Genomic DNA, 21193 nt, shown 5'->3' on the forward strand with positions numbered 1-21193 from the left:
TATCTAGATGCGGCAGACGTGGCGCTGGTTCGGACCCCGGGACCTGACGAAAATCGAGGACGTCGTGCAGGCCGGTGCGGAGGGCGTGGTTTCCGCGCTGCACCACGTGCCGACGGGCGAGGTCTGGACACAGGACGAGATCGCAAAGCGGCAGGATGAGGTCGCGCATACGAGCAAAGGCGCGCCCTCGGGCATCGCCTGGGAGGTGATCGAGAGTCTGCCGGTCTCGGAGGACATCAAGAAGCAGACCGGCGAGTGGCGCACGCACATCGCCAATTACAAGTTCAGCCTCGAAAACGTTGCCGCCTCCGGCATCGAGACAATCTGCTACAACTTCATGCCGGTGCTGGACTGGACACGGACCGACCTCGCGTTCCGCGTGGCGCACGGGGGGACGTGCATGCGGTTCGACGTCGTCGATTTTGCCGTCTTTGACATCCATATCCTCGAGCGCCCCGGCGCGGCGGAAGATTTTTCGCCCGAAGTGGTCGAGGAGGCACGCCGGCGTCTTTCGGAAATGAGCAACGAACGGCGCGCAACGCTAACGTCCAACATCACGGCAGGGCTGCCCGGCGCGGCGGAAAGCCTGACGTTGGACGGCGTGCGCGAGCATCTAGCCCAGTACGGCGCCATCTCGCCAGACCGCTTGCGCGCTCACTTCATCGATTTCCTCTCCGAGGTCGTCCCGGTCGCGGAAAAGCTCGGGCTTCGCATGTGCTGCCATCCGGACGATCCCCCTTTCGCGCTTCTCGGCCTGCCACGGATCATGTCCACGGAAGCTGACTATGTGCGCATACTCGAAGCCGTGAACAGCCCGGCGAATGGCGTGACGCTGTGTTCGGGCTCGTTGGGGGCACGGCCCGACAACGACCTGCCGGGCATGATGGAGCGGCTGGGACCGAAGGTGCACTTCCTGCATCTGCGCAACGTCAAGCGCGAGAGCGATGCCATTGCCGGTTCGTTCTACGAGGACGAACACCTCAACGGCAACACCGACATGGTGGCGCTGATCGCCGCGATCATCCGCGAGGAGGCACGGCGTAAAGCCGAGGGACGCGCGGATCATACTATCCCGATGCGCCCGGACCACGGACAGGACATCATCGACGACCTCAACCGGCAGGCGCAGCCGGGGTACCCGACCATCGGTCGGCTCAAGGGGTTGGCGGAATTGCGTGGCGTCATGCGCGCGCTTGAGCACGACACGCTGGGACTTGCCCGATGAACGCCGAATTTCTGCATCAAGACCGGCTGTTTCCGGCCGATCCGCAGGTGCGCTCGGTTGCGCGCGCGCTTTATGAGGGCGTAGCGGACCTGCCGATCGTTTCACCGCATGGGCATACCGATCCGTCATGGTTCGCGAACGATACGCCGTTCTCCGATCCCGCAAGCCTGTTCCTGACGCCTGATCACTATGTGTTACGCATGCTGCGCAGCGCAGGGATCAACTACGACAGGCTCGGAGTGGTACGCCGGGGCGGAAAACCGCTCGTAGAAGGGCGCGAGGCCTGGCGGCTCTTCTGTGCCAACTGGCACCTTTTCGCGGGCACGCCGTCGCAACTCTGGGTCGAACATTCGCTCGCGATGTTCTTCGGCATCTCCGTTCCGCTTTCGGCAGAGACGGCCGACACGGTCTACGACACGATCGATGCAGGGCTGAAGACCCCTGCCCTGCGTCCGATGGCGGTGCTCGACCGAGCAAAGGTCGAGGTCATCGCCACGACCGAATTCGCCCTCGATACGCTGGAGCATCACAAGAAGCTCAAGGAGAAGGGCCTGATCGGCCGCATCCGCACGACCTACCGGCCCGACGACGTGACCGACCCCGACGTTCCCGGTTTTGCCGCCAACCTCGCCCGGCTCGGCGAACTGACGGACGAAGAGACCAGCACATGGGCGGGGCTGATCCGGGCGCATGCGGTGCGACGGGCGTTTTTCCGGGAGTACGGTGCGACTGCGAGCGACCACGGCGTGCCTTCGGCACTGACGGTGGACCTTGCTGAGTACGAGAAGCAGGCACTGCTCGACAAGGCGCTCCGCGGAACAATCACGTCGGCCGAAGCCGAACAGTTCCGGGGCCAGATGATGACCGAGATGGCAGGTCTCGCGGCCGAGGACGGAATGGTCATGCAGATCCATGCCGGCGTACAGCGCAACCTCGATCCGGCACTTCTGGCCGGCTACGGCCCGAACCTGGGTGCCGACATTCCTTGCCGGGCCGATTACGTCAACGGCCTGCGGCCTCTTTTGGCGCGGTTCGGGAGTGCAGAGAATTTCCGCCTGATCCTCTTCACGCTCGACGAGAGCACCTATGCGCGTGAACTGGCGCCGCTGGCGGGGTATTGGCCATCGGTGATTATCGGGCCGCCCTGGTGGTTCCACGACAGCCCGAACGGCATCCGGCGCTATCTCGATACCATGCACGAAACGGCAGGGTTCTATAACCTTGCCGGGTTCAACGACGATACGCGGGCGCTGCTGTCGATCCCCGCGCGGCACGATGTATGGCGGCGAGAGGTGTGCCGGTTTCTGGCGCTACTGGTGAGCGAGCATCGCGTCTCGCGCGATACAGCCGAGGTGTTGGCTGCCCATCTCAGCTACGACGCGGCAAAAAGGGCGTACAATCTGCCATGACGCGGCTTTCAACGCTCGAAGGCCTGGAGCCCGCCAAGGTTACCCTGCCGTCCTATGCGCCCCAGGAGCATGGAATCGGGATCGTCCATCTGGGCGCAGGCGCGTTCATGCGTTCGCATATCGGCGTCTATACCGACGAGGCGCTCGCGGCGGGCGGTGGGGACTGGCGCATCATGGGCGTAAGCCTGCGGTCGCGCGCGGTGGCCGAGCAGCTTAACCCTCAGAACGGGCTTTATACGCTGGTCGAGCGGGCGGCAGATGCGCCAAAGCCCCGGATCGTGGGGTCGGTTGCGGGTGTCGTCTTCGCGCCCGAGCAGCACGAACACCTGATGACGCTCTTAACGGCGCAATCGACGCGGATCGTGAGCCTCACGATAACCGAAAAGGGGTACGGGCTGGACCGCAAGACTGGCAGGCTCGACCTTTCCGATCCCGCGATTGCCGCCGATCTGAACGGGACGCTGGCACGGCCGGCGAGCGCGGTGGGGATTATCACCGCAGCGCTCCAGCAACGCCGCGACGCAGGCACCGGTCCGTTCACGGTGCTCAGTTGCGACAACCTTCCCCATAACGGCGAGGTCATCCGCACGCTGGTGCTCGACATGGCGGAGCGGATCGATCCCGACTTGGCGGCGTGGATCGCACAGACCGTGACTTTTCCCTCGACGATGGTGGACCGGATCACCCCGGTTACGCGGGAAGAAACCTTTACCGACGTCGCCCGAATCCTCGGTGTCGAAGATCGAGCGGCGACCGAGGCCGAGCCCTTCGTTCAATGGGTCATCGAAGACGCGTTTTGCGCTGGGCGTCCGAATTGGGAGGCTGGCGGGGCGCTGTTTGTCGAAGACGTCGCCCCATTCGAATTGATGAAGTTGCGGATGCTCAACGGCGCACATTCTCTTCTCGCCTATACCGGGTTCCTGCTTGGGCACCGCTATGTCCGCGACGTGATGGACGATCCCGATCTCGCAGCGCTCGTCCGCAGGCACGTCCATGCGGCGGCAGACACGTTGCCGCCTGTGCCCGGGATCGATCTCGCGCTCTATGCCAACGACCTGTTCGGGCGCTTTTCCAACCGGGCGATGGCCGATGAGACCTATCGGATTGCAATGGATGGCACGCAGAAGCTGCCGCCGCGCATATTCGAGGCGGCGCTGACAGCCAGGGAACGCAAACAATCGCTCGCGCCGTTCGCCTTTGCGACCGCCGCATGGATGGCATACGCACGGGGCGTCAAACCGGATGGCGAGACCTATGCCCTGCGCGATCCGCGCGAGGCCGAGATCGCTGCTGCATTGGCCGGTGCCGATGGATCCGCGGAGGGGATTGCCGCTGCTCTTCTTGGGTTGCCGGGCCTTGTTCCGCAGGAGCTCAAGTCAGATTCAGACTGGAATGATCTGGTGTTACTGGCGCTTGGGCGGTTCCTCGAAGAAGGCCCACGGGCGGCTGTGAAAGCCGAGCTAATATAATCAGGTAATTTTGCCGATCGCGCTTTTATCTCCGGCATCGACAGTGTAGGTTCCGCACCGGTTTTGCTTGGAGGTACGGCCGCATGGGGGGGACGGGTGCACCCGATTGGATTGCTGTGGATTGGGGAACATCGAATCTCCGCGCCTGGGCAATCGACAAGGGCGGTTCGGCCCTTGCGATGAAAGACTCCGACGCCGGAATGGGACGGCTCAAGCAGGACGAATTTCAGGGCGCGTTGCTCTCGCTTGTCGAGGACTGGCTTTCACCGGATCGGACTACAGACGTCGTCGCCTGCGGCATGGTGGGTGCCCGGCAGGGCTGGAAGGAAGCCGCGTATCGTGCGGTGCCCTGCACGCCGGCCGGGGACGGCGCCTTGGCGGTGTCAGGTACCGACAGTCGCATCCGCGTTTCCATCCTTCCCGGCCTGATGCAGGCGGAGCCTGCCGATGTGATGCGCGGGGAGGAAACGCAGATCGCCGGGTATCTGGCGCAGAATCCTGAATTTTCCGGCCTTGTCTGCCTGCCTGGCACGCACAGCAAATGGGCGCGAGTCGCCGATGGCAAGGTGATCGGCTTCACGACGTTCATGACGGGCGAGTTGTTTGCGCTGCTTTCGGGGCAGTCCGTGTTGAGACACAGCGTCGGCACCGATGGATGGCACGCGGTCAGTTTCGCAGCTGCGCTCCGGGTGAGCGCCGAGGCGCCGGAGACCGCGATTGCCGGGCTGTTCCGCCTGCGAGCCGAGGGGCTTGTGCACGGGCTGGCGCCGGAGGCCGCGCGAGCGCGACTGTCGGGTCTCCTGCTCGGCATGGAGCTTGCGGCGACACGGACGCTGTGGACGGGCGTTCCGGTGGTCATTATCGGGGCGAAGGGTATTGGCGGCCGTTATGCCGAGGCATTAGAGATGCTTGGGGGCGAGGCTCAACTCGCCGATGGGGATGCGATGACGCTGGCCGGGCTCGTTTCCGCCTACCGGCAACTGCAAGGGGGAACGCGATGAGCCGCAAGCTGATAGCCATCCTGCGGGGGCTCAAGCCCGATGAATCGCTGGCCGTTACCGAGGCGCTGATTGCGGCCGGGATCGACCGGATCGAAGTGCCGCTAAACTCGCCCGAGCCGCTCAAAAGCATCCGGCGCATGGCCGATTCGTTCGGCAGGGATGCCTTGATCGGCGCGGGGACGGTGCTGACGGCCGAGGAGGTTGCGGTGGTTGCCGAGTCAGGCGGAAAGCTCATCGTTTCGCCCAATTGCAACCCCGAGGTTATCCGGCGCACCAAGGCGCTGGGGCTGGCTTCGTTCCCCGGCGTTTTCACGGCCACCGAGTGCTTTTCCGCGCTTGCGGCCGGCGCAGACGGGCTCAAGATATTCCCGGCCTTTACGATGGGCGCCAAGGGGCTGGCGGCACTCAAGGCCGTATTGCCGCCCCAATGCGAGGTCTATGCCGTGGGCGGCGTCGGCCCGGACAATTTTTCCGAGTGGCGCGACGCGGGTGCTGTCGGATTCGGCATCGGCACGGCGGTCTTCACGCCAGGCATGAGCGTCAACGAGGTGCAAACCAGGGCACGCGAAATCGTCGCTGCCTATGACAGGACGATGACATGAACGCGACAGTCTACGACAACCGGGTATCGACGCTGGCTGAAGGCCCCCTCTGGCACCCTGTGCGCAAACAGCTGTTCTGGTTCGATATTCTGGGCAAAAAGCTCCATACGCGCGACCCAGATGGCGCCAGGTCGTGGGAGCTCGGAGAGTATGGTTCGGCAGCGGGCTGGATCGACGAGGATGCTTTGCTTCTCGCGACCGAAACAGGCCTCCACCGGTTTGATATCGCTTCAGGCAACCGGACGAGGATAGCCGATATCGAAGCTAACGATCCCACCATGCGGTCCAACGATGGCCGTGCCGACCCATGGGGCGGGTTCTGGATCGGCACGATGAGCAAGACCCATGAGGATGGTGCGGGCGCCTTTTACCGTTACTATCGCGGGGAAGTGCGCAGGCTTTTTGGATCGATCTCGATTCCCAACGCGACCTGTTTTGCACATGACCGCTCCTACGCCTATTTCGGGGATACGCGCTCCAAAAAAGTAATGCGGGTGGCACTGGATGCGGAATCCGGCTGGCCCGCGGGCGAGCCGGAGATCTATATCGATTTCTCTTCCCAGAACGTGAGCCCTGATGGCGCGGTCATCGACGCCGACGGGCTGGTCTGGATCGCGCAGTGGGGAGGGTCCCGCGTCGCGGCCTATGATGCCCAAGGAACGTTCGTAAGGGACATGTCCATTTCCGTACCGCAGGTTACCTGCCCGGCGTTCGGCGGAGAGGATTTCTCGACGCTCTTTGCCACGACGGCGCGCGAAAACATGGACATCGAGACAATCGCCAAATTCTCCGAAAGCGGCATGGTGTTCCACGCCCGCGGCGTGGCGCGCGGAATGCCGGAATACCAGGTACACCTGTAGTCAGCTGTTGGCGCCCGGCATCGTGCCCCCGACGATGCCGGTCAGTTCGCGCGCGGCGTCGGCAACGAGAATTCCGAGGCGCTCCACCCGGTCATCGGTGACCCGGGCCGCGAGGCCCGAGATGGAGATCGCGCACAGGGCCTCAGCCTGGTGGTTATAAACCACGGCCGCTACGCAGCGTAGACCCACGACATATTCCTCATCGTCGAAGGCATAGCCCCGTTTGCGGGTTTCCTCGAGGTCGGTCTTGAGCATCGAAGGCACGGTAATCGCCTTTTCGGTCAGCTTGCGCATGCCGTAGCGTCGGATGAGCGCGTCGACGTCGTTCTCGCGGTAAGTCGCAAGGATCGCCTTGCCCATGCCAGAGGACACCATGGGCGCCCTGCCCCCCACCCTTGTGATCGCGCGCATGATTTCGCGGCTTTCGACCTGGGTGAGCACGACCACCTCGCCCTCCTCGACCACGCCGAGATTTGCGGTTTCACGGGTCTGGTCCCGCAGGCGGCGTAAAACGGGAAGTGCGGGGGCAACGAAGTTGCGCTGGCGCACGAAGGCGGATCCGACACGGAACGCAGCGCGCCCCACGTGCCACATGCCGTCCGAGCGGTCGAACTGAACGAAGCGATGCTGCTCGAGGGTGGTGAGGAGCCTATGGACCGTTGAAATGGAGAGCCCGGTCCGCTGCGCAACGTCAGTCAGGCGGCAGCCGTCCTCGTCGTCGCCGAGTACCGACAGGATAGCCAGTGCTCGCTCGACCGATTGCACTGTGCCCGATCGCTTTTCGGCCTCTGCGCCCATCTTGATGTCCATCCGCCTGCCCCTTCCCGACTATACCGCCTTCCGGCATATCGATGAAGCCATGTAGGCCGGGTGCGGTCGCAAGGCCATTGCCGAAAAAGCAAGACGCCCGCGCCTTTCGGCACGGGCGTCTGGCGATCGTCGGGCCCCGTCAGCGACGGGCGGCTGTCTTTCCAGCGGCTGGCTTTTCCTCCCAACCCTCGAAGGAGAGGTCACGGTCGCCGTTCTCATCGCGGATGGAGGTCTGGAGACCCATCCTGTTGAGGAGGTCGAGGAAAGGCTGCGGGGGCAGTTCCTCGACATTGACCATCCTGCGGACATCCCAGATGCCCTTGGCAATGAGAATTGCGGCGACGACCGGCGGAACGCCGGCTGTATAGGAAATGCCCTGCGAGCCCACTTCGGTATAGGCGTCCTCGTGGTCGGCTACGTTATAGATGAAGACCTCGCGGTCCTCGCCGTCCCGGGTGCCTTTCACAAGGTTCCCGATGCAGGTCTTGCCGGTATAGTCAGGCGCGAGCGAGGACGGGTCGGGCAGTACGGCCTTGACCACCTTGAGCGGCACCACTTCCAGGCCTTCGGCGGTCACGACCGGCTGCTCGGAGAGCAGGCCAAGGTTCTTCAAGACCGTGAAAACGTTGATGTAATGCTCGCCGAAGCCCATCCAGAACCGGATGTTCGGCACGTCGAGATTGCGCGAGAGCGAATGGATCTCGTCATGGCCGGTCAGATATGCGGTTTGCGTGCCTACGACCGGCAGGTCGTCGGTCCGCTTGACTTCGAACATCTTGTTTGTCTGCCACTGGCCCTCCTGCCACGAATAGACGCGGCCGGTGAATTCGCGGAAGTTGATCTCGGGATCGAAGTTCGTGGCGAAATATTTGCCGTGCGAACCGGCGTTGATATCGATGATATCGATGCTCTCTACCGTATCGAAATATTCGTCCACAGCCAGAGCCGCATAGGCATTGACCACGCCGGGATCGAACCCTGCGCCGAGAATGGCGGTAACGCCGTTCTTCTCGCACCGTTCGCGCCGCTTCCATTCGTAATTGCCATACCAGGGCGGCGTCTCACAAATCTTGTTGGGCTCTTCGTGGATGGCGGTGTCGATGTAGGCAGCACCTGTCGCTATGCAGGCCTCGAGGACCGACATATTGACGAAGGCGGAGCCGACATTGATGACGATTTGAGACCGCGTTTTCGCGATCAAAGCCTTGGTTGCTTCAATATCGAGGGCATCGAGCCGATGGGCCTCGATCACGCCGGGTTTCTTGAGCGATTTCTTTTCAAGGACACTGGCAACAATGTCCTCGCACTTCGATAGCGTGCGGGAGGCGATATGGATATCCCCCAGCACGTCGTTCGCCATTGCGGCTTTATGGGCGACGACCTGCGCCACACCTCCGGCACCGATGATCAGAATGTTCTTTTTCACTTCGCACGTAACACCTATTTCAGAGGTTGAACCAATCTACGCGACTCTGCCGAATTCGGGATCTCACCCCAAGGTTACGACAGGCTCCGCGCGTAGTCCTCAAACGTGAACTCGCGAACGAGTTCCACCTGCCCGTCCAGGTGACGAACCGCAATTGACGGCATCTGGACCCCGTTGAACCAGTTCTTCTTGACCATGGTGTAGCCGCCGGCGTCGAGGAACGAAATCCTGTCCCCTGCCTTGAGCTCATGCTCGAACTGGAACTCTCCAAAAATGTCTCCGGCAAGGCAAGTTTTGCCGCAGACAATATAAGTGTACGGCCCGGTATTCGGGGCCACGCTGGTATATTCACTATACGTCAGCAGGTCCAGCATATGGGCTTCCGTCGACGAGTCAACGATTGCCACATGCTTGCCGTTGAAGATGGTGTCGAGAACCGTGACTTCAAGGGTCGTCGACTTGGTCACCGAGGCTTCGCCCGGTTCGAGATAAAGCTGTATCCCATAGCGCTCGCCCATCGCCTTGAGGCGCTGCGCGAGCTTGTCGATGGGGTAATTCTCGTTGGTGAAACGGATTCCGCCGCCAAGGCTAACCCATTTCATCCTATGGAGAATATCCGTGTAGCGCTCCTCGATCTGCTTCAAAAGCCCATCGAGGCTGTCATACTCGTCATTCTCGCAATTGAAGTGGAACATCACGCCCGAAATGCGGTCGAGCACCGGCCGGACGCGTTCCATGTCCCACTCACCTAATCGTGAGAAGGGGCGCGCGGGATCGGCGAGAAGGAAATGGGAATGTGAAATGCCCGGATTGAGGCGCAACCCCACGGGTTTGCCCAGCGCTTCAGCCTTGTCCGCGTAGCGCTGGAGTTGGTTCACCGAATTGAAGATGATCTTGTCACAATTGGCGATCGCCTCATCGATCTCGTGGTCCGCCCAGGCTACGGAATAGGCGTGGGTTTCCCCGCCGAACTTCTCGGCCCCGAGCTTCACTTCGTTAAGCGATGACGAGGTGGTCCCATCCATGTGCTCGCGCATGATGTCGAACACACTCCACGTGGCAAAGGCCTTGAGCGCAAGCACGCATTTTACGCCGGATGCCTGACGCAAATACGATATTTTTTCCAGGTTTCGGAGAAGTACCGATTTGTCGAGCAGGTAGTAGGGCGTCTGTAGCGTCAATTCTTGCGATCGAACCTCCTTGCGGCGGATATGCCGGATGGTGTGGACCGGGGTGATTTAAAGAAACTGCTCGGGGGGTGCAAGTGGTTGTAAGCGAGATTTTTTTGTTGGTTTACAAATGAAAAGGGCGGGCCTCCTGGCCCGCCCTTTCCGGATAGCTTGCTGTCCCTATTCTTAGAACAGACGGAGCACTGCCTGATCGGCCTGCGAAGCCATCGACAGAGCGGTCGAAGACAGCTGCTGGCGGGTCTGCAGGGCGAGGAGGTTAGCGGCTTCCTCGTTGGTGTCTGCCAGGGTCAGGTTCGCGGCGCCCGTTTCGAGCACGTTGATCATGTCCTTGGTGAAGTTCTGGCGGGTTTCAACGACCGACAGGTTCGAGCCAAACTTCGAAGCCTGCGTGCGCAAGGTTTCGACGCCGGACTTGAGCGTGCCGAGAATTTCGTTGATGGCCGTATTGGAGTCGAACGCATCGGCGTCGAGTTCGGCGAGACCGAGGCCGGTCGCATCGAAGGTTACGCCGCTGATGTCCAGCTTGGACGAGCCATCTTCGTTGAAGATAACCTGCAGTTCGTCGCCGTTCAGCAGGTTGACGCCATTGAAGCTTGCGTCCTTGGCCAGATCGTTGATCTGGGAGAGCAGCTCATTGTACTGCTCGACCAGTTCGGCGCGCTTGGGATTGGCGACCTCGGTCGCCGCACCGGCGGCGGTACCGGACTGGTTGGCGTTGGCGATACCGGTGGAACCGCCGGACACGTCTGCCGTATAGCCCGTGATCGTGACGTTGGAAGTAGTGCCCGTGGTGGTCGAGGCAAACTGAAGTGCACCGCCCGTGGTGACGGACGCTACGTTCGAGCCGACTTGATCGTTGATCAGGGCGGCGATGTTCTCGGCCGTGAGAGCACCAGCATCGAACGTCGTGCCGTTTGCGGTATTGTAGGCAGTGACCGCAGCGGCATCGATCGTGACGTTTGTAGCAGACCCACCATTGATGCTGATCGAGAAGCTGATCGCATCGGCAGGCGTATCGGCGGTACCGGTATCGCTGCCGTCAGCAAGGCCGGTGGAACCACCCGAAACCGTGGCCGAGTAGTTGGTGATCGCGACCGTCGGTGCCGACGAACTGGACGAAGCGCTCAATACGAGCTCACCACCATCAACGCTGGCAACAGTTGCGCCGGCCTGATCATTGATCAGATCCGCAATGTCCTGGGCTCCCAACGCGGAAGCGTCGAGCGTCGTGGAATTGGCCGCATTGTAGGCTGCGACCACGGCCGCGTCGATCGTGATCGTCTGGGCCGAACCACCGTTGACAGCGAGATCGAACGTGATCGAATCGCCGGCGACACCGGCGTCGGTTCCGTCCGCTAGACCCACCAGGCCACCGTTGGCGGTATCCGCATAGTTCGAGATCTCAATCGAGGAACCCGAACCCGACGTACCGGAAGACAAGACCAATTCGCCGTTATCGACCGTAGCGACCGTTGAGCCGAATTGATCATTGATCATGTCGGCAACGTCTTGCGCCGTCAGAGCGTTCTCATCGAGCGAAGTGCTGTGCGCGGAATTGTAGGCGGCGACCGCTGCGGAATCGATCGTAATGGTGACCGCTGATCCGCCATCGACTGAGAGGTCGAACGTAACACTACCCGTGCTCACGTCCACATCGGCGAAGTTGCTACCGGTCAATTCGGCAGACGTCGGCGCATTGCTGAGATCGACGGACGAGAAGCCGGTTCCCGACACTTCAGCGGCCTGGCCTGCCTGGAATGCACCCGACACGTCAACCGCGCTAAACGCACCGGCCGTAACCGTGGCCGACGTGGCAACGCCAGGTTCGGAGATGGTAGCCGAAGTCTGGAGAGCTTGACGGGCAGTCGCCTGAGCGGATTCGACCAGCTTGGTGATCGCCTTGATGCCCTTGTCGGCAGCGGCGAGCGTCTGGACGGCGTTGGACACGGAGTCCATCAACAGTCCAAGGTCGCTGGCACGGCTCTTGAGAGAGGAAGCCGTGAAGAAGTTGGTGGGATTGTCCAGCGCAGAGTTGACCTTGAGACCGGTCGCCAGGCGTTCCTGGGTCTTGGCCATCATGGTCGCAGTGTTCTGGAGGGAAAGAAGGTTAGACCGTACGGCCTTGGACAGATTGATTTCAGCCATTTCGAAATCCCTTTCTAGGATTAACTCCTCACAAACGCCTCTTCCTGAGACGTGAGCGCGACACTGCTTCGAGGGGCTCTAACGATTGGTTAATCGAGGCCCGACAGTTGTCGTTAATGGCACCATCGCTCGTGCACGGCTAAAATGGAGTTAACGCCGATGATCAAATCATCGATTGCGAGAGCAGCCAGGAAAGGTGCAAAGAAGCCGCAAGACCGATGGTCAGAGAGGCAAATTGGCGCTATTCGCTAAGTCGCTGTTTCGCTATCGGCCATCAAGACAATGCCCCGACAACTCGTCCTCATCGGCATCGGCACAGGCAATCCCGAGCACCTGACGGTGGAGGGGATCAATGCGCTCGAACGCGCGGATGTGCTTTTCGTGCCGACCAAGGGCGAGGAGAAGGCGGCACTGGCGGCTGTGCGGCGGGAGATCGTCGCCCGATACCGCACGCGGCCGCTGAATACGATCGAATTCGCCTTGCCGGTCCGCGATACCGCAAACGTCGACTACAAAGCCGGGGTCGTTGGCTGGCACGCGGAAATCTCCGCCCAATATGCGGCCATGATCGGTGCGATGGGACCGGACGAGACCGGCGCTCTGCTGGTGTGGGGCGACCCTGGCCTTTACGACAGCACGCTGCGCATCCTCGACTGCGTGCGCGGGGAGGGAATCGCTTTTTCTATGAAGGTGGTGCCGGGGATTACGGCTTTACAGGCGTTAACCGCCGCCTTTGCGATCCCGCTCAATACCATTGGCAATCCCGTCACGATTACCACCGGGCGCAAGCTGCTCCATGGCTGGCCCGATGGCGCGGACAGTGTCGTCGTCATGCTGGACGGACAGAAAAGCTTTGCAAAGCTCGACTCCGAGGGTCTCCATATCTGGTGGGGAGCCTATGTTGGCATGGAGCAGCAGATGCTGATCGAAGGCCCGTTAGCCGATGTTGCAGAGAAAATCGCTTTAGCGCGCGATCATGCACGGGCAGAGCATGGATGGATCATGGACGTTTACCTGTTGCGGAGGGTTTGAATGGACCACCCGACCTCACGCGGCGCTTGCCCTACCCTTGCCTCGCCAATGCCGGTCGTCGACGGCCTCTTGGCACGGTTCCGCCCGGTGACAGGGTTTTCAGCCGCGCAGGTCGATGCTCTGGCTCGGGCTGCGGGTGCGTACGGAAACGGACGGATCGAGGTAACCGCGCGCGGAAGCGTTCAGGTGCGCGGACTTTCCGCGCGAACGGAGGTTGCGTTCCGCGAGGCGCTGGACCTGGCAGGCATTGCGGCCAAAACCGGCATCGTCATCGAGCTCTCGCCTGTCGCGGGGGAGGACCCGGGGGAGATCCGCGATCCGCGCCCTCTCGCGAGCATGGTGGAAGCGGTATGTACCCAAGCGTTGGAAAGGGCGCCGCTGGCGCCCAAGCTTTCCATCGTCATCGAGGGCGGCGGGCAGGTCCGGCTCGATGCGCACAAGGCGGACATCAGGCTTACCGCCTTCGCTGAAGGGTGGGCTATGGCGGTTGGCGGTCGCGATACGGGCCTGCTGTCCGAAGCGGCTGTTCCCGATGCGGTAGCGGACGTGCTAAGGCAGTTGCAGGCGATGGGGCCAAGGGCGCGCGGAAGCGACGTCGCAAAGGGCGCACGATCCGCCGCCTCGCCTCTTACCTCGATGGGTGAAAGGGAAGCGTCGACACATCGTGTCGAGCCGCTGAGCATTCAGCTGAAGGACGGCAGGACCGCCCTGCGGATCACGTTGCCCTATGGCCAAGTCTTGGCGTCCCGGCTTTCTGGACTGGCAGCATTCATGGAGGCACATGGGGTTGCCGAGGCTCGTCCGGCGCCGGGGCGGACACTCGCGTTGATGGGCGCATGCGAAGGGCTCTCCCCCGCCCTCGCTGCCCTTGGTTTTGCGGCGGGTGCGCTGACGCTCTGTTCGGGCGCCGAGGCCGGGGACGGCGGGATCATCCACGCCGCCGATCTGGCACGGGCCTGGGACGAAGCCGCTACCGATCTTTCCGACGGATCATTCCATCTCCACGTCTCCACCTGCGTGAAAGGATGCGCCTACGGGGGGCGGCCGGGGATCGTTCTTTCAGGGGCTCACCTCATGCTCTACGGAGAGCGGGAACAAAAGCCGTTTGCAAGCCTCGATCCTGCCGCTATTGAAACCGGGCTCGTTTCGCTCGCCGACCGAATCCGCAATAGTCGGCGATCCGGTGAAACGGTGCTGGAGTGCCTCAAGCGCAATGACGCAATACGACTATATCCGTGACGGCGAGACGATTTACCGCCAGAGCTTCGCCACAATACGAGCGGAGGCCGACCTGGCGCGCTTTGCGCCTGATGAAGCCGAGATCGCCGTGCGGATGATCCATGCCTGCGGGATGGTCGAGGCAGCACGGTTCTTCCGGTTTTCGTCCGGCTTCGTTGAAGCGGCGCGCGGAGCCCTGCAAGCCGGAGCGCCCATTTTCACCGACGCCGAAATGGTCGCGCGCGGCGTCACCCGGTCGCGACTCCCGGCGAACAATGAGGTGGTCTGCGAGATCAACAATCCCGAAACGCCGCATCTCGCCAAGGACTACGACACGACCCGCTCGGCGGCGGCGATCCATATCTGGCTGCCGCGGATAGCGGGATCGGTGGTCGCCATCGGCAACGCACCCACAGCGCTCTTTCATCTGCTCGAGCTTTTGCGCGATGGCGCACCCAAGCCCGCGGCGATCCTCGGCATGCCGGTGGGCTTTGTGGGTGCGGCCGAGTCGAAACAAGCCCTTGCGGACAATTCCTACGGCGTTCCATTCGCCATTGTCGAAGGCCGGCTGGGGGGTAGCGCGATGACAGCGGCAGCGCTCAATGCGCTTGCAAGGCCGGGGCTATGAGCGCAGGCAAGGGACGCCTGATCGGCGTCGGGACCGGGCCGGGCGACCCCGAACTGTTGACCCTCAAGGCCCTGAAGGCCATCGGGCAAGCTGACGTGCTCGCGCATTTCCTTAAGCAAGGCCGCGAGGGCAATGCGCGGCGGATCGTTTCTCCCCATTGGCCCGAGGGCGCCATCGAGTTGCCGCTGGCCTATACCGTGACGACCGAGATCGACCGGACCGAGCCCGCCTATCGCGGTGCCATTTCCGGCTTTTTCGATGCTTCAGCCGAGTTGATTGCGGATCACCTTGATGCAGGGCGGACGGTGTCGGTGCTCTCGGAAGGTGATCCGCTGTTTTACGGGTCCTACATGCACATCCATGTCCGGTTGGCTAATCGGTATCCGACCGAGGTCGTGCCGGGCGTCACCAGCCTTTCGGGGTGCTGGTCGGCCGCCGGGCTCCCGTTGATGCAGGGAGACGACGTGTTCACTGTCCTTCCAGGAACGCTCGACCTCAACGAACTGACACGCCGGCTTGGCGATGCGGATGCGGCGGCGATCATGAAGGTCGGGCGCAACCTGCCCAAAATACGGCAGGCGCTGGCCGATGCGGGCAAGCTCGAGGGGGCGGTCTATGTCGAGCGCGGAACGATGGATAACGCGGCGGTGATGCCGCTTGCACAGCGCGACGACTCCCCTGCTCCCTATTTCTCGCAGGTTCTGGTGCCAGGCTGGGCGGGCAGGCCATGAGTGGGCGTCTCTTCGTCATAGGACTCGGGCCCGGCGATCCTGCGCAGATCACGCCGGAAGCCAGCGAGGCGGTCAGCGCCGCTTCGCACCTGCTTGGATACAAGCCCTATCTGGACCGACTTGACCTGCGTGCGGATCAAACAGCCCTCGCCTCGGACAACCGCGAAGAGTTGGCGCGCGCCGGGGCGGCGCTCGCTTTGGCGGCAAAAGGCGAAACCGTCGCGATGGTCTCGGGGGGCGATGCGGGCGTCTTTGCCATGGCGGCGGCGGTTTGCGAAGCCATTGATGCCGGGCCGCCGGACTGGCGCGCGGTCGATCTCGTCGTCGTGCCTGGCATCACCGCCATGCTGGCCGTTGCCGCACGCGCCGGTGCGCCGCTGGGCAACGACTTTTGCGCCGTCTCGCTCTCGGATAACCTCAAGCCCTGGCCGGTCATCGAAAAGCGGTTGCGGCTGGCGGCGGAAGCAGGGTTCGCGATGGCGCTCTACAATCCCATATCGAAGGCGCGGCCCCACCAATTGGGTAATGCTTTCAGCATCTTGCGCGCGGTTCTGCCCGGATCGATTCCGGTCGTCTTCGGACGTGGCGTGGGGCGTGCGGATGAGCGGCTCGCGGTGGTATCGCTCGAGGAAGCAATGCCGGAGATGGCGGACATGGCGACCTGCATCATCGTGGGCAACGCGCACACGCGGATCGTCGAGCGCGGCGCCCGCCCTGCCCTCGTCTACACCCCGCGTTCGGTGCCCGCCGATGGCTGAGCGCTGGCTGACAATCGCCGGATTGGGCGAGGATGGGCTCGATGGGCTCACCGACCTCACGAAAAGCCTCATCGCCAATGCCGAAATCGTCTTCGGCGGCGCGCGGCACCTTGAGCTCGTCTCACAGCTCAACCTTTCAGAAAAACGACGGTGGCAGAGCCCCATCGAAACCTCTGTGGAGGAGGTGGCGCGGCTGCGTGGGCGCAAGCGGGTGTGCGTGCTGGCGAGCGGCGATCCGTTCCACTACGGGATCGGCGCGACGCTGGCGCAGCGCATTCCGGCTTCCGAAATGCTGGTGGTTACCGCCCCCTCCGCCTTCTCGCTCTCGGCGGCGCGGATGGGTTGGGCGCTGCAGGATATCACGGTCCTTTCGCTGCACGGACGGCCCCTCGATCTCGTACGCCCGCACCTCCATCAGGGGCGCAGAATCCTCGCACTGACGTCGGATGGCGATGGGCCGGCGCAGATCGCGCAGTTATTGACCGATAGCGGTTTCGGCGGTAGCGCCCTCACGGTTCTCGAAGCCCTCGGCGGCCCGCGCGAGAAAATCAGGGCAACCACCGCATCCGGCTTCGACCTCATCGCTGTCGATCCGCTCAATGTTCTTGCGATCGAGGTCGAAGCCGGGCCGGATGCGCGCATGGTGCCGCTGACGTCCGGGCTGGCTGACGATCTCTTCGATCACGACGGGCAGATCACCAAGCGCGAAATCCGCGCGCTAACCCTTTCCGCACTGGCGCCCCGCCGGGGCGAGCTGCTGTGGGATATCGGCGCCGGATCGGGCTCGGTTTGCATCGAATGGATGCTGGCCGATCTCTCGCTGTCGGCCATCGCCATCGAAGCGGACGCCACGAGGCTGAACCGCATTGCACAGAACGCCGCATTGATGGGTGTGCCGGGACTTACGCTCAAACCGGGGCGCGCGCCGGAAGGGCTCAAGAACCTGCCGCAGCCCGACGCCGTTTTCATCGGCGGTGGCGGGACTGACGATGGGGTGATCGATGCCGCCATTGCGGCGCTTGGCTCCGGCGGCCGGCTCGTCGCCAACGCGGTGACGCTGGAGATGGAGGCGCTGCTTTCTCTCCTTCACGGCCAGATGGGCGGCAGCTTGACGCGCATCCAGATTTCGCGCGCCGAAGCCTTGGGCTCGATGAGCGGCTGGCGTCCCGCCATGCCGGTCACGCAATGGGCGTGGACGAAGGCATGACCGTCCATTTCATTGGCGCAGGTCCGGGCGCAGCAGATCTCATTACCGTGCGCGGGCGCGACATCCTCGCGAAGTGTCCGGTGTGTCTCTATGCCGGGTCTATCGTTCCCAGGGCACTGCTCGATTGGTGCCCCCAGGGCGCAAAACGCGTGGACACGTCCCCGCTCTCGCTCGATGAAATCGAGGCCGAATATGCCGCTGCCCACGCGGCGGGGCAGGACGTGGCCCGGCTCCATTCGGGCGATCTTTCGGTCTGGAGCGCGGTGGCCGAGCAGATCAGGCGGCTGGAGGCGCGCGGCATTCCCTATACGCTAACGCCGGGCGTACCGGCTTTCGCCGCAGCAGCCGCGGCGCTCGGGCAGGAATTGACCAAGCCGGGGCTGGCACAGAGCCTCGTGCTCACCCGCGTGCCGGGCCGGGCCTCGCCGATGCCGGAGGGCGAAACGCTGGCCGGATTCGGCGCGACCGGGGCGACACTGGCCATCCATCTTGCAATCCACGCGCTCGATGACGTGGTCACCAAATTGACCCCGCTCTACGGTGCGGACTGCCCCGTAGCGGTCGTTGCCTGGGCGAGCTGGGACAAGGAGCGTATCGTGCGCGGGACGCTGGACGATATCGCGGAAAAGATCGCTGCCGATCCGATCGAGCGCACCGCAATCATCCTTGTCGGGCGCACCCTCGACGCCGAAGGCTTCAGCGAAAGCGCACTCTACGACGCGACCTATCAGCGACGGTTCCGAGGGCGAGACGACGACTAAGCCTTGAACCTTCCGGTAAGTTCCCGCAAGCTTGCATCACACGAGATCAGGGAGTTTCCGTCATGGCTGTTCAACCTGAGGAAGCCATGCTCGGCATCGCAGCGCCATCTTTCACCCTCCCGGCGACATCGGGCCAGACATATAGCTTGGCTGACGTGTCCGGCCCCAAGGGCACTGTTGTCGTTTTCATCTGCAATCACTGCCCGTATGTGAAGGCCTCCGTCGACCGGATGGTAGCAGCCGCGAAAGCGCTTGCCGGAGACGGTATCGGGTTTGCCGCGATCTCTTCGAACGATGCCGACGCCTATCCGGAGGATTCGTTCGAGAACATGAAGGGATTTGCTCGGGACAACGGATTCCCTTTCCCTTACCTGCACGATGCCACGCAGGAGGTGGCGAAGGCTTGGGAAGCCGTCTGCACGCCCGATTTCTTCGGACTCGATGCGGACGGGATAATCCGCTACCGGGGACGGCTCGACGAAGGACGGACGGCGCCGCTGCGTCCAGGCGCAAAAACTGAGTTGCTCGACGCCATGCGCCAGATCGCGGCCACCGGCAAAGGCCCGGACGTCCAGATTCCCTCCATCGGCTGCTCGATCAAGTGGCGGGACTGACGCGCCAGGATACCCATTATTACGGGGTGTCCGTACCGTTTGCGCGGTTGCGGTACAGCAAGCCTGTTGCAGTTTAACTATCGGGCGAATACCGGTATCGTCGAAAAAAACACCCGTTGAGGAATGCTCGGGGGAGGAGGACGTATGCGCGCGCTTGCGTTTACGGTTCGGGCGATCGGCGACCTGAACCGGCTGATCGGCAATATATTTTCATGGCTGGCCGTGGCCGTTGTCGGCCTGTGCTTTACGGTCGTGGTCATGCGGTACGGATTCGGGCGGACCTTCCTGTGGATGCAGGATCTGTATGTCTGGCTGAGCGGGGCGATGTTCACCGCGGTGGCGGCCTTCGCGATGTTCCGCAACGACCATGTTCGCGTCGACATCTTTTACCGGCCGGCTTCTTTGCGCTGGAAGGCCATCGCCGATATCATCGGCGTCGTCTTTTTCCTCTTTCCCTTCATGTATGTCGTCATCGCCTGGGGCATTCCCTACGTGCAGCGCTCCTGGCGGCTCTACGAGGCCTCGCCCAATCCCGGCGGGATGCCCGGCTACTTCATCCTCAAGAGCTTCATTCTCGCCTTCGCCGTACTGATCGTCCTGCAAGGCATCGCATGGCTCTGCCGTTCGGTACTGGTATTGGCCGACAAGCAGGACCTCCTGCCCGAGCTCTACCGCTATCCTTCGGCCGAGGATAAGGAGTAAGCCGCAATGTCCCCTGTTCTTCTTGGCGAGATCCTTTCAGGTCTCATGTTCGTGGGCATCATCGGCTTCCTGCTGCTGGGATTCCCCGTTGCCTTCACGCTGGCCGGCGTCTCGCTGATCTTCGGCGTTTTCGGCATCATGCTCGGGGTTTTCGACCCCTCCAATTTCGGGGCGCTGGCCTCGCGCTATATCGGGTTCATGACCAACGAGGTGTTGGTCGCGGTGCCGCTCTTCATCTTCATGGGGGTGATGCTCGAACGGTCACGGATTGCCGAGCAATTGCTGACCACGATGGGCAAGCTGTTCGGCTCGCTGCGCGGCGGGCTCGGCATGTCGATCATCATCGTCGGCGCATTGCTGGCGGCATCGACCGGCGTCGTGGGCGCCACCGTTGTGACCATGGGCCTTATCTCGCTCCCCGCCATGCTGCGCGCCAAATACGATCCCAAGCTGGCCAGCGGCGTCATCTGCGCTTCGGGTACGCTGGGGCAGATCATTCCACCTTCGACGGTCCTGATCTTCATGGGCGACATGCTGTCCTCGATCAACGCGCAGGTGCAAATGCAGCAGGGCAATTTCGCGCCAACGCCGGTGACGGTGGGTGACCTGTTTGCCGGCGCGTTCCTACCGGGGCTGTTGCTGGTGGGGTGCTATCTGGCATGGATGGTCTTCAAGGCCATCGCCGATCCTGAATCGTGCCCTGCCATGCCGGTGCCCCCCGAGGAGCGGAGGGGCCTGTGGAAAGACGTCCTGGTGGCGCTCGTTCCGCCGCTCTTGCTCATCTTCACGGTTCTGGGCTCCATTCTGTTGGGCATCGCCACACCGACCGAAGCCGGTTCGGTGGGTGCGGTAGGGGCGACGATCCTTGCTGCCCTGCGCTGGAGGCTTTCGTTCCGGGTGCTTCGGGAAGCGGCCATTGCAACAGCAACGATCACCTCGATGATCTTCATCATCCTGTTTGGCGCTTCGGTGTTCTCGATCGTCTTCCGCCTGATGGGCGGCGACAATCTGGTTCACGAGTTCCTGACCGCCCTTCCCGGCGGCGCCGTGGGCGCGATGATCGTCGTCATGCTCATCATGTTCGTCCTGGGCTTCATCCTGGACACGTTCGAGATCATCTTCATCGTCATTCCGATCACGGCACCGATCCTGCTTATGCTCGGAGTCGATCCGATCTGGCTGGGTGTGATCGTGGGGGTCAACCTGCAGACGAGCTTTTTGACCCCACCGTTCGGTTTTGCGCTCTTCTACCTGCGCGGGGTGGCGCCAAACCGCATCTCGACGGGTATGATCTACAAGGGCGCTATCCCGTTTGTGGGGTTGCAAATCTTTGCGATAGCGCTGCTGTTCATCTTCCCCGACATCGTCACCTGGCTGCCTTCCGTCTTGCAGCGTTAGGCATTGC

At 62.5% G+C, this 21193-nt stretch carries 20 protein-coding genes; 16 read left to right on the forward strand and 4 right to left on the reverse strand.

The window, feature by feature from the left end:
• Positions 1-7: 7 nt before the first annotated feature.
• The 6 genes from uxuA to I2G20_RS07535 all read left to right on the forward strand — a co-directional run bounded on the left by uxuA (position 8) and on the right by I2G20_RS07535 (position 6566).
• A complete protein-coding gene (gene uxuA, locus I2G20_RS07510) occupies positions 8-1225 on the forward strand; it encodes a mannonate dehydratase (RefSeq protein WP_196259073.1) in 1218 nt (405 codons plus the stop codon).
• Complete coding sequence (gene uxaC, locus I2G20_RS07515; RefSeq protein WP_196259074.1) at positions 1222-2634, forward strand: glucuronate isomerase; 1413 nt, start codon at positions 1222-1224, stop codon at positions 2632-2634. Before uxuA ends, uxaC begins: the two co-directional genes overlap by 4 nt.
• On the forward strand, positions 2631-4103 hold the full coding sequence (locus I2G20_RS07520; protein WP_196259075.1) for a mannitol dehydrogenase family protein: 1473 nt from the start codon (positions 2631-2633) through the stop codon (positions 4101-4103). Before uxaC ends, I2G20_RS07520 begins: the two co-directional genes overlap by 4 nt.
• Before the next feature lie 83 nt (positions 4104-4186).
• Complete coding sequence (locus tag I2G20_RS07525; protein WP_196259076.1) at positions 4187-5104, forward strand: 2-dehydro-3-deoxygalactonokinase; 918 nt, start codon at positions 4187-4189, stop codon at positions 5102-5104.
• Positions 5101-5706, forward strand: a complete 606-nt coding sequence (locus I2G20_RS07530) for a 2-dehydro-3-deoxy-6-phosphogalactonate aldolase (RefSeq protein WP_196259077.1) — start codon at positions 5101-5103, stop codon at positions 5704-5706. Before I2G20_RS07525 ends, I2G20_RS07530 begins: the two co-directional genes overlap by 4 nt.
• A complete protein-coding gene (locus I2G20_RS07535) occupies positions 5703-6566 on the forward strand; it encodes an SMP-30/gluconolactonase/LRE family protein (protein WP_196259078.1) in 864 nt (287 codons plus the stop codon). Before I2G20_RS07530 ends, I2G20_RS07535 begins: the two co-directional genes overlap by 4 nt.
• Here I2G20_RS07535 and I2G20_RS07540 read toward each other — a convergent pair whose 3' ends face one another.
• The 4 genes from I2G20_RS07540 to I2G20_RS07555 form a co-directional block, all read right to left on the reverse strand.
• A complete protein-coding gene (locus I2G20_RS07540) occupies positions 6567-7376 on the reverse strand; it encodes an IclR family transcriptional regulator (protein WP_196259079.1) in 810 nt (269 codons plus the stop codon).
• 139 nt (positions 7377-7515) lie between these two features.
• The gene (locus tag I2G20_RS07545; RefSeq protein WP_196259080.1) at positions 7516-8802 is read right to left on the reverse strand and encodes a saccharopine dehydrogenase NADP-binding domain-containing protein; all 1287 of its coding nucleotides are present in this window, start codon (positions 8800-8802) and stop codon (positions 7516-7518) included.
• Between the two features lie 74 nt (positions 8803-8876).
• A complete protein-coding gene (locus I2G20_RS07550) occupies positions 8877-9983 on the reverse strand; it encodes a carboxynorspermidine decarboxylase (RefSeq protein WP_196259081.1) in 1107 nt (368 codons plus the stop codon).
• A 174-nt stretch (positions 9984-10157) separates the two neighbouring features.
• Positions 10158-12137 carry a flagellin N-terminal helical domain-containing protein gene (locus tag I2G20_RS07555; RefSeq protein ID WP_196259082.1) on the reverse strand — a complete coding sequence of 660 codons (1980 nt, stop codon included), beginning with the start codon at positions 12135-12137 and terminating at the stop codon, positions 10158-10160.
• Between the two features lie 282 nt (positions 12138-12419).
• Here I2G20_RS07555 and cobF point away from each other — a divergent pair, with 282 nt between their 5' ends.
• The 10 genes from cobF to I2G20_RS07605 all read left to right on the forward strand — a co-directional run bounded on the left by cobF (position 12420) and on the right by I2G20_RS07605 (position 21186).
• A complete protein-coding gene (gene cobF, locus I2G20_RS07560) occupies positions 12420-13169 on the forward strand; it encodes a precorrin-6A synthase (deacetylating) (protein WP_196259083.1) in 750 nt (249 codons plus the stop codon).
• Entirely contained in the window at positions 13170-14408 is a 1239-nt protein-coding gene (locus I2G20_RS07565) for a hypothetical protein (protein ID WP_196259084.1), read from the forward strand.
• Positions 14383-15015: a precorrin-8X methylmutase gene (locus tag I2G20_RS07570; RefSeq protein ID WP_196259085.1), complete on the forward strand. Its 633-nt coding sequence runs from the start codon at positions 14383-14385 to the stop codon at positions 15013-15015. The genes I2G20_RS07565 and I2G20_RS07570 overlap by 26 nt, the downstream gene beginning before the upstream one ends.
• Positions 15012-15746 carry a precorrin-2 C(20)-methyltransferase gene (locus tag I2G20_RS07575; RefSeq protein WP_196259086.1) on the forward strand — a complete coding sequence of 245 codons (735 nt, stop codon included), beginning with the start codon at positions 15012-15014 and terminating at the stop codon, positions 15744-15746. Before I2G20_RS07570 ends, I2G20_RS07575 begins: the two co-directional genes overlap by 4 nt.
• Complete coding sequence (locus tag I2G20_RS07580; RefSeq protein WP_196259087.1) at positions 15743-16504, forward strand: precorrin-3B C(17)-methyltransferase; 762 nt, start codon at positions 15743-15745, stop codon at positions 16502-16504. Before I2G20_RS07575 ends, I2G20_RS07580 begins: the two co-directional genes overlap by 4 nt.
• Positions 16497-17711: a precorrin-6y C5,15-methyltransferase (decarboxylating) subunit CbiE gene (gene cbiE / locus I2G20_RS07585; protein WP_196259088.1), complete on the forward strand. Its 1215-nt coding sequence runs from the start codon at positions 16497-16499 to the stop codon at positions 17709-17711. Before I2G20_RS07580 ends, cbiE begins: the two co-directional genes overlap by 8 nt.
• Positions 17708-18472 carry a precorrin-4 C(11)-methyltransferase gene (gene cobM, locus I2G20_RS07590; RefSeq protein WP_196259089.1) on the forward strand — a complete coding sequence of 255 codons (765 nt, stop codon included), beginning with the start codon at positions 17708-17710 and terminating at the stop codon, positions 18470-18472. Before cbiE ends, cobM begins: the two co-directional genes overlap by 4 nt.
• Positions 18473-18534: 62 nt before the next feature.
• Positions 18535-19086: a thioredoxin family protein gene (locus I2G20_RS07595; RefSeq protein ID WP_196259090.1), complete on the forward strand. Its 552-nt coding sequence runs from the start codon at positions 18535-18537 to the stop codon at positions 19084-19086.
• A 144-nt stretch (positions 19087-19230) separates the two neighbouring features.
• Complete coding sequence (locus I2G20_RS07600) at positions 19231-19788, forward strand: TRAP transporter small permease subunit (RefSeq protein WP_196259091.1); 558 nt, start codon at positions 19231-19233, stop codon at positions 19786-19788.
• Positions 19789-19794: 6 nt separating this feature from the next.
• Positions 19795-21186 (forward strand): TRAP transporter large permease, encoded by a 1392-nt coding sequence (locus I2G20_RS07605; RefSeq protein ID WP_196259092.1) that lies wholly within the window; start codon positions 19795-19797, stop codon positions 21184-21186.
• Positions 21187-21193: the final 7 nt, after the last annotated feature.

This window comes from Pelagibacterium limicola, assembly GCF_015694405.1.
Classification (GTDB): domain Bacteria; phylum Pseudomonadota; class Alphaproteobacteria; order Rhizobiales; family Devosiaceae; genus Pelagibacterium; species Pelagibacterium limicola.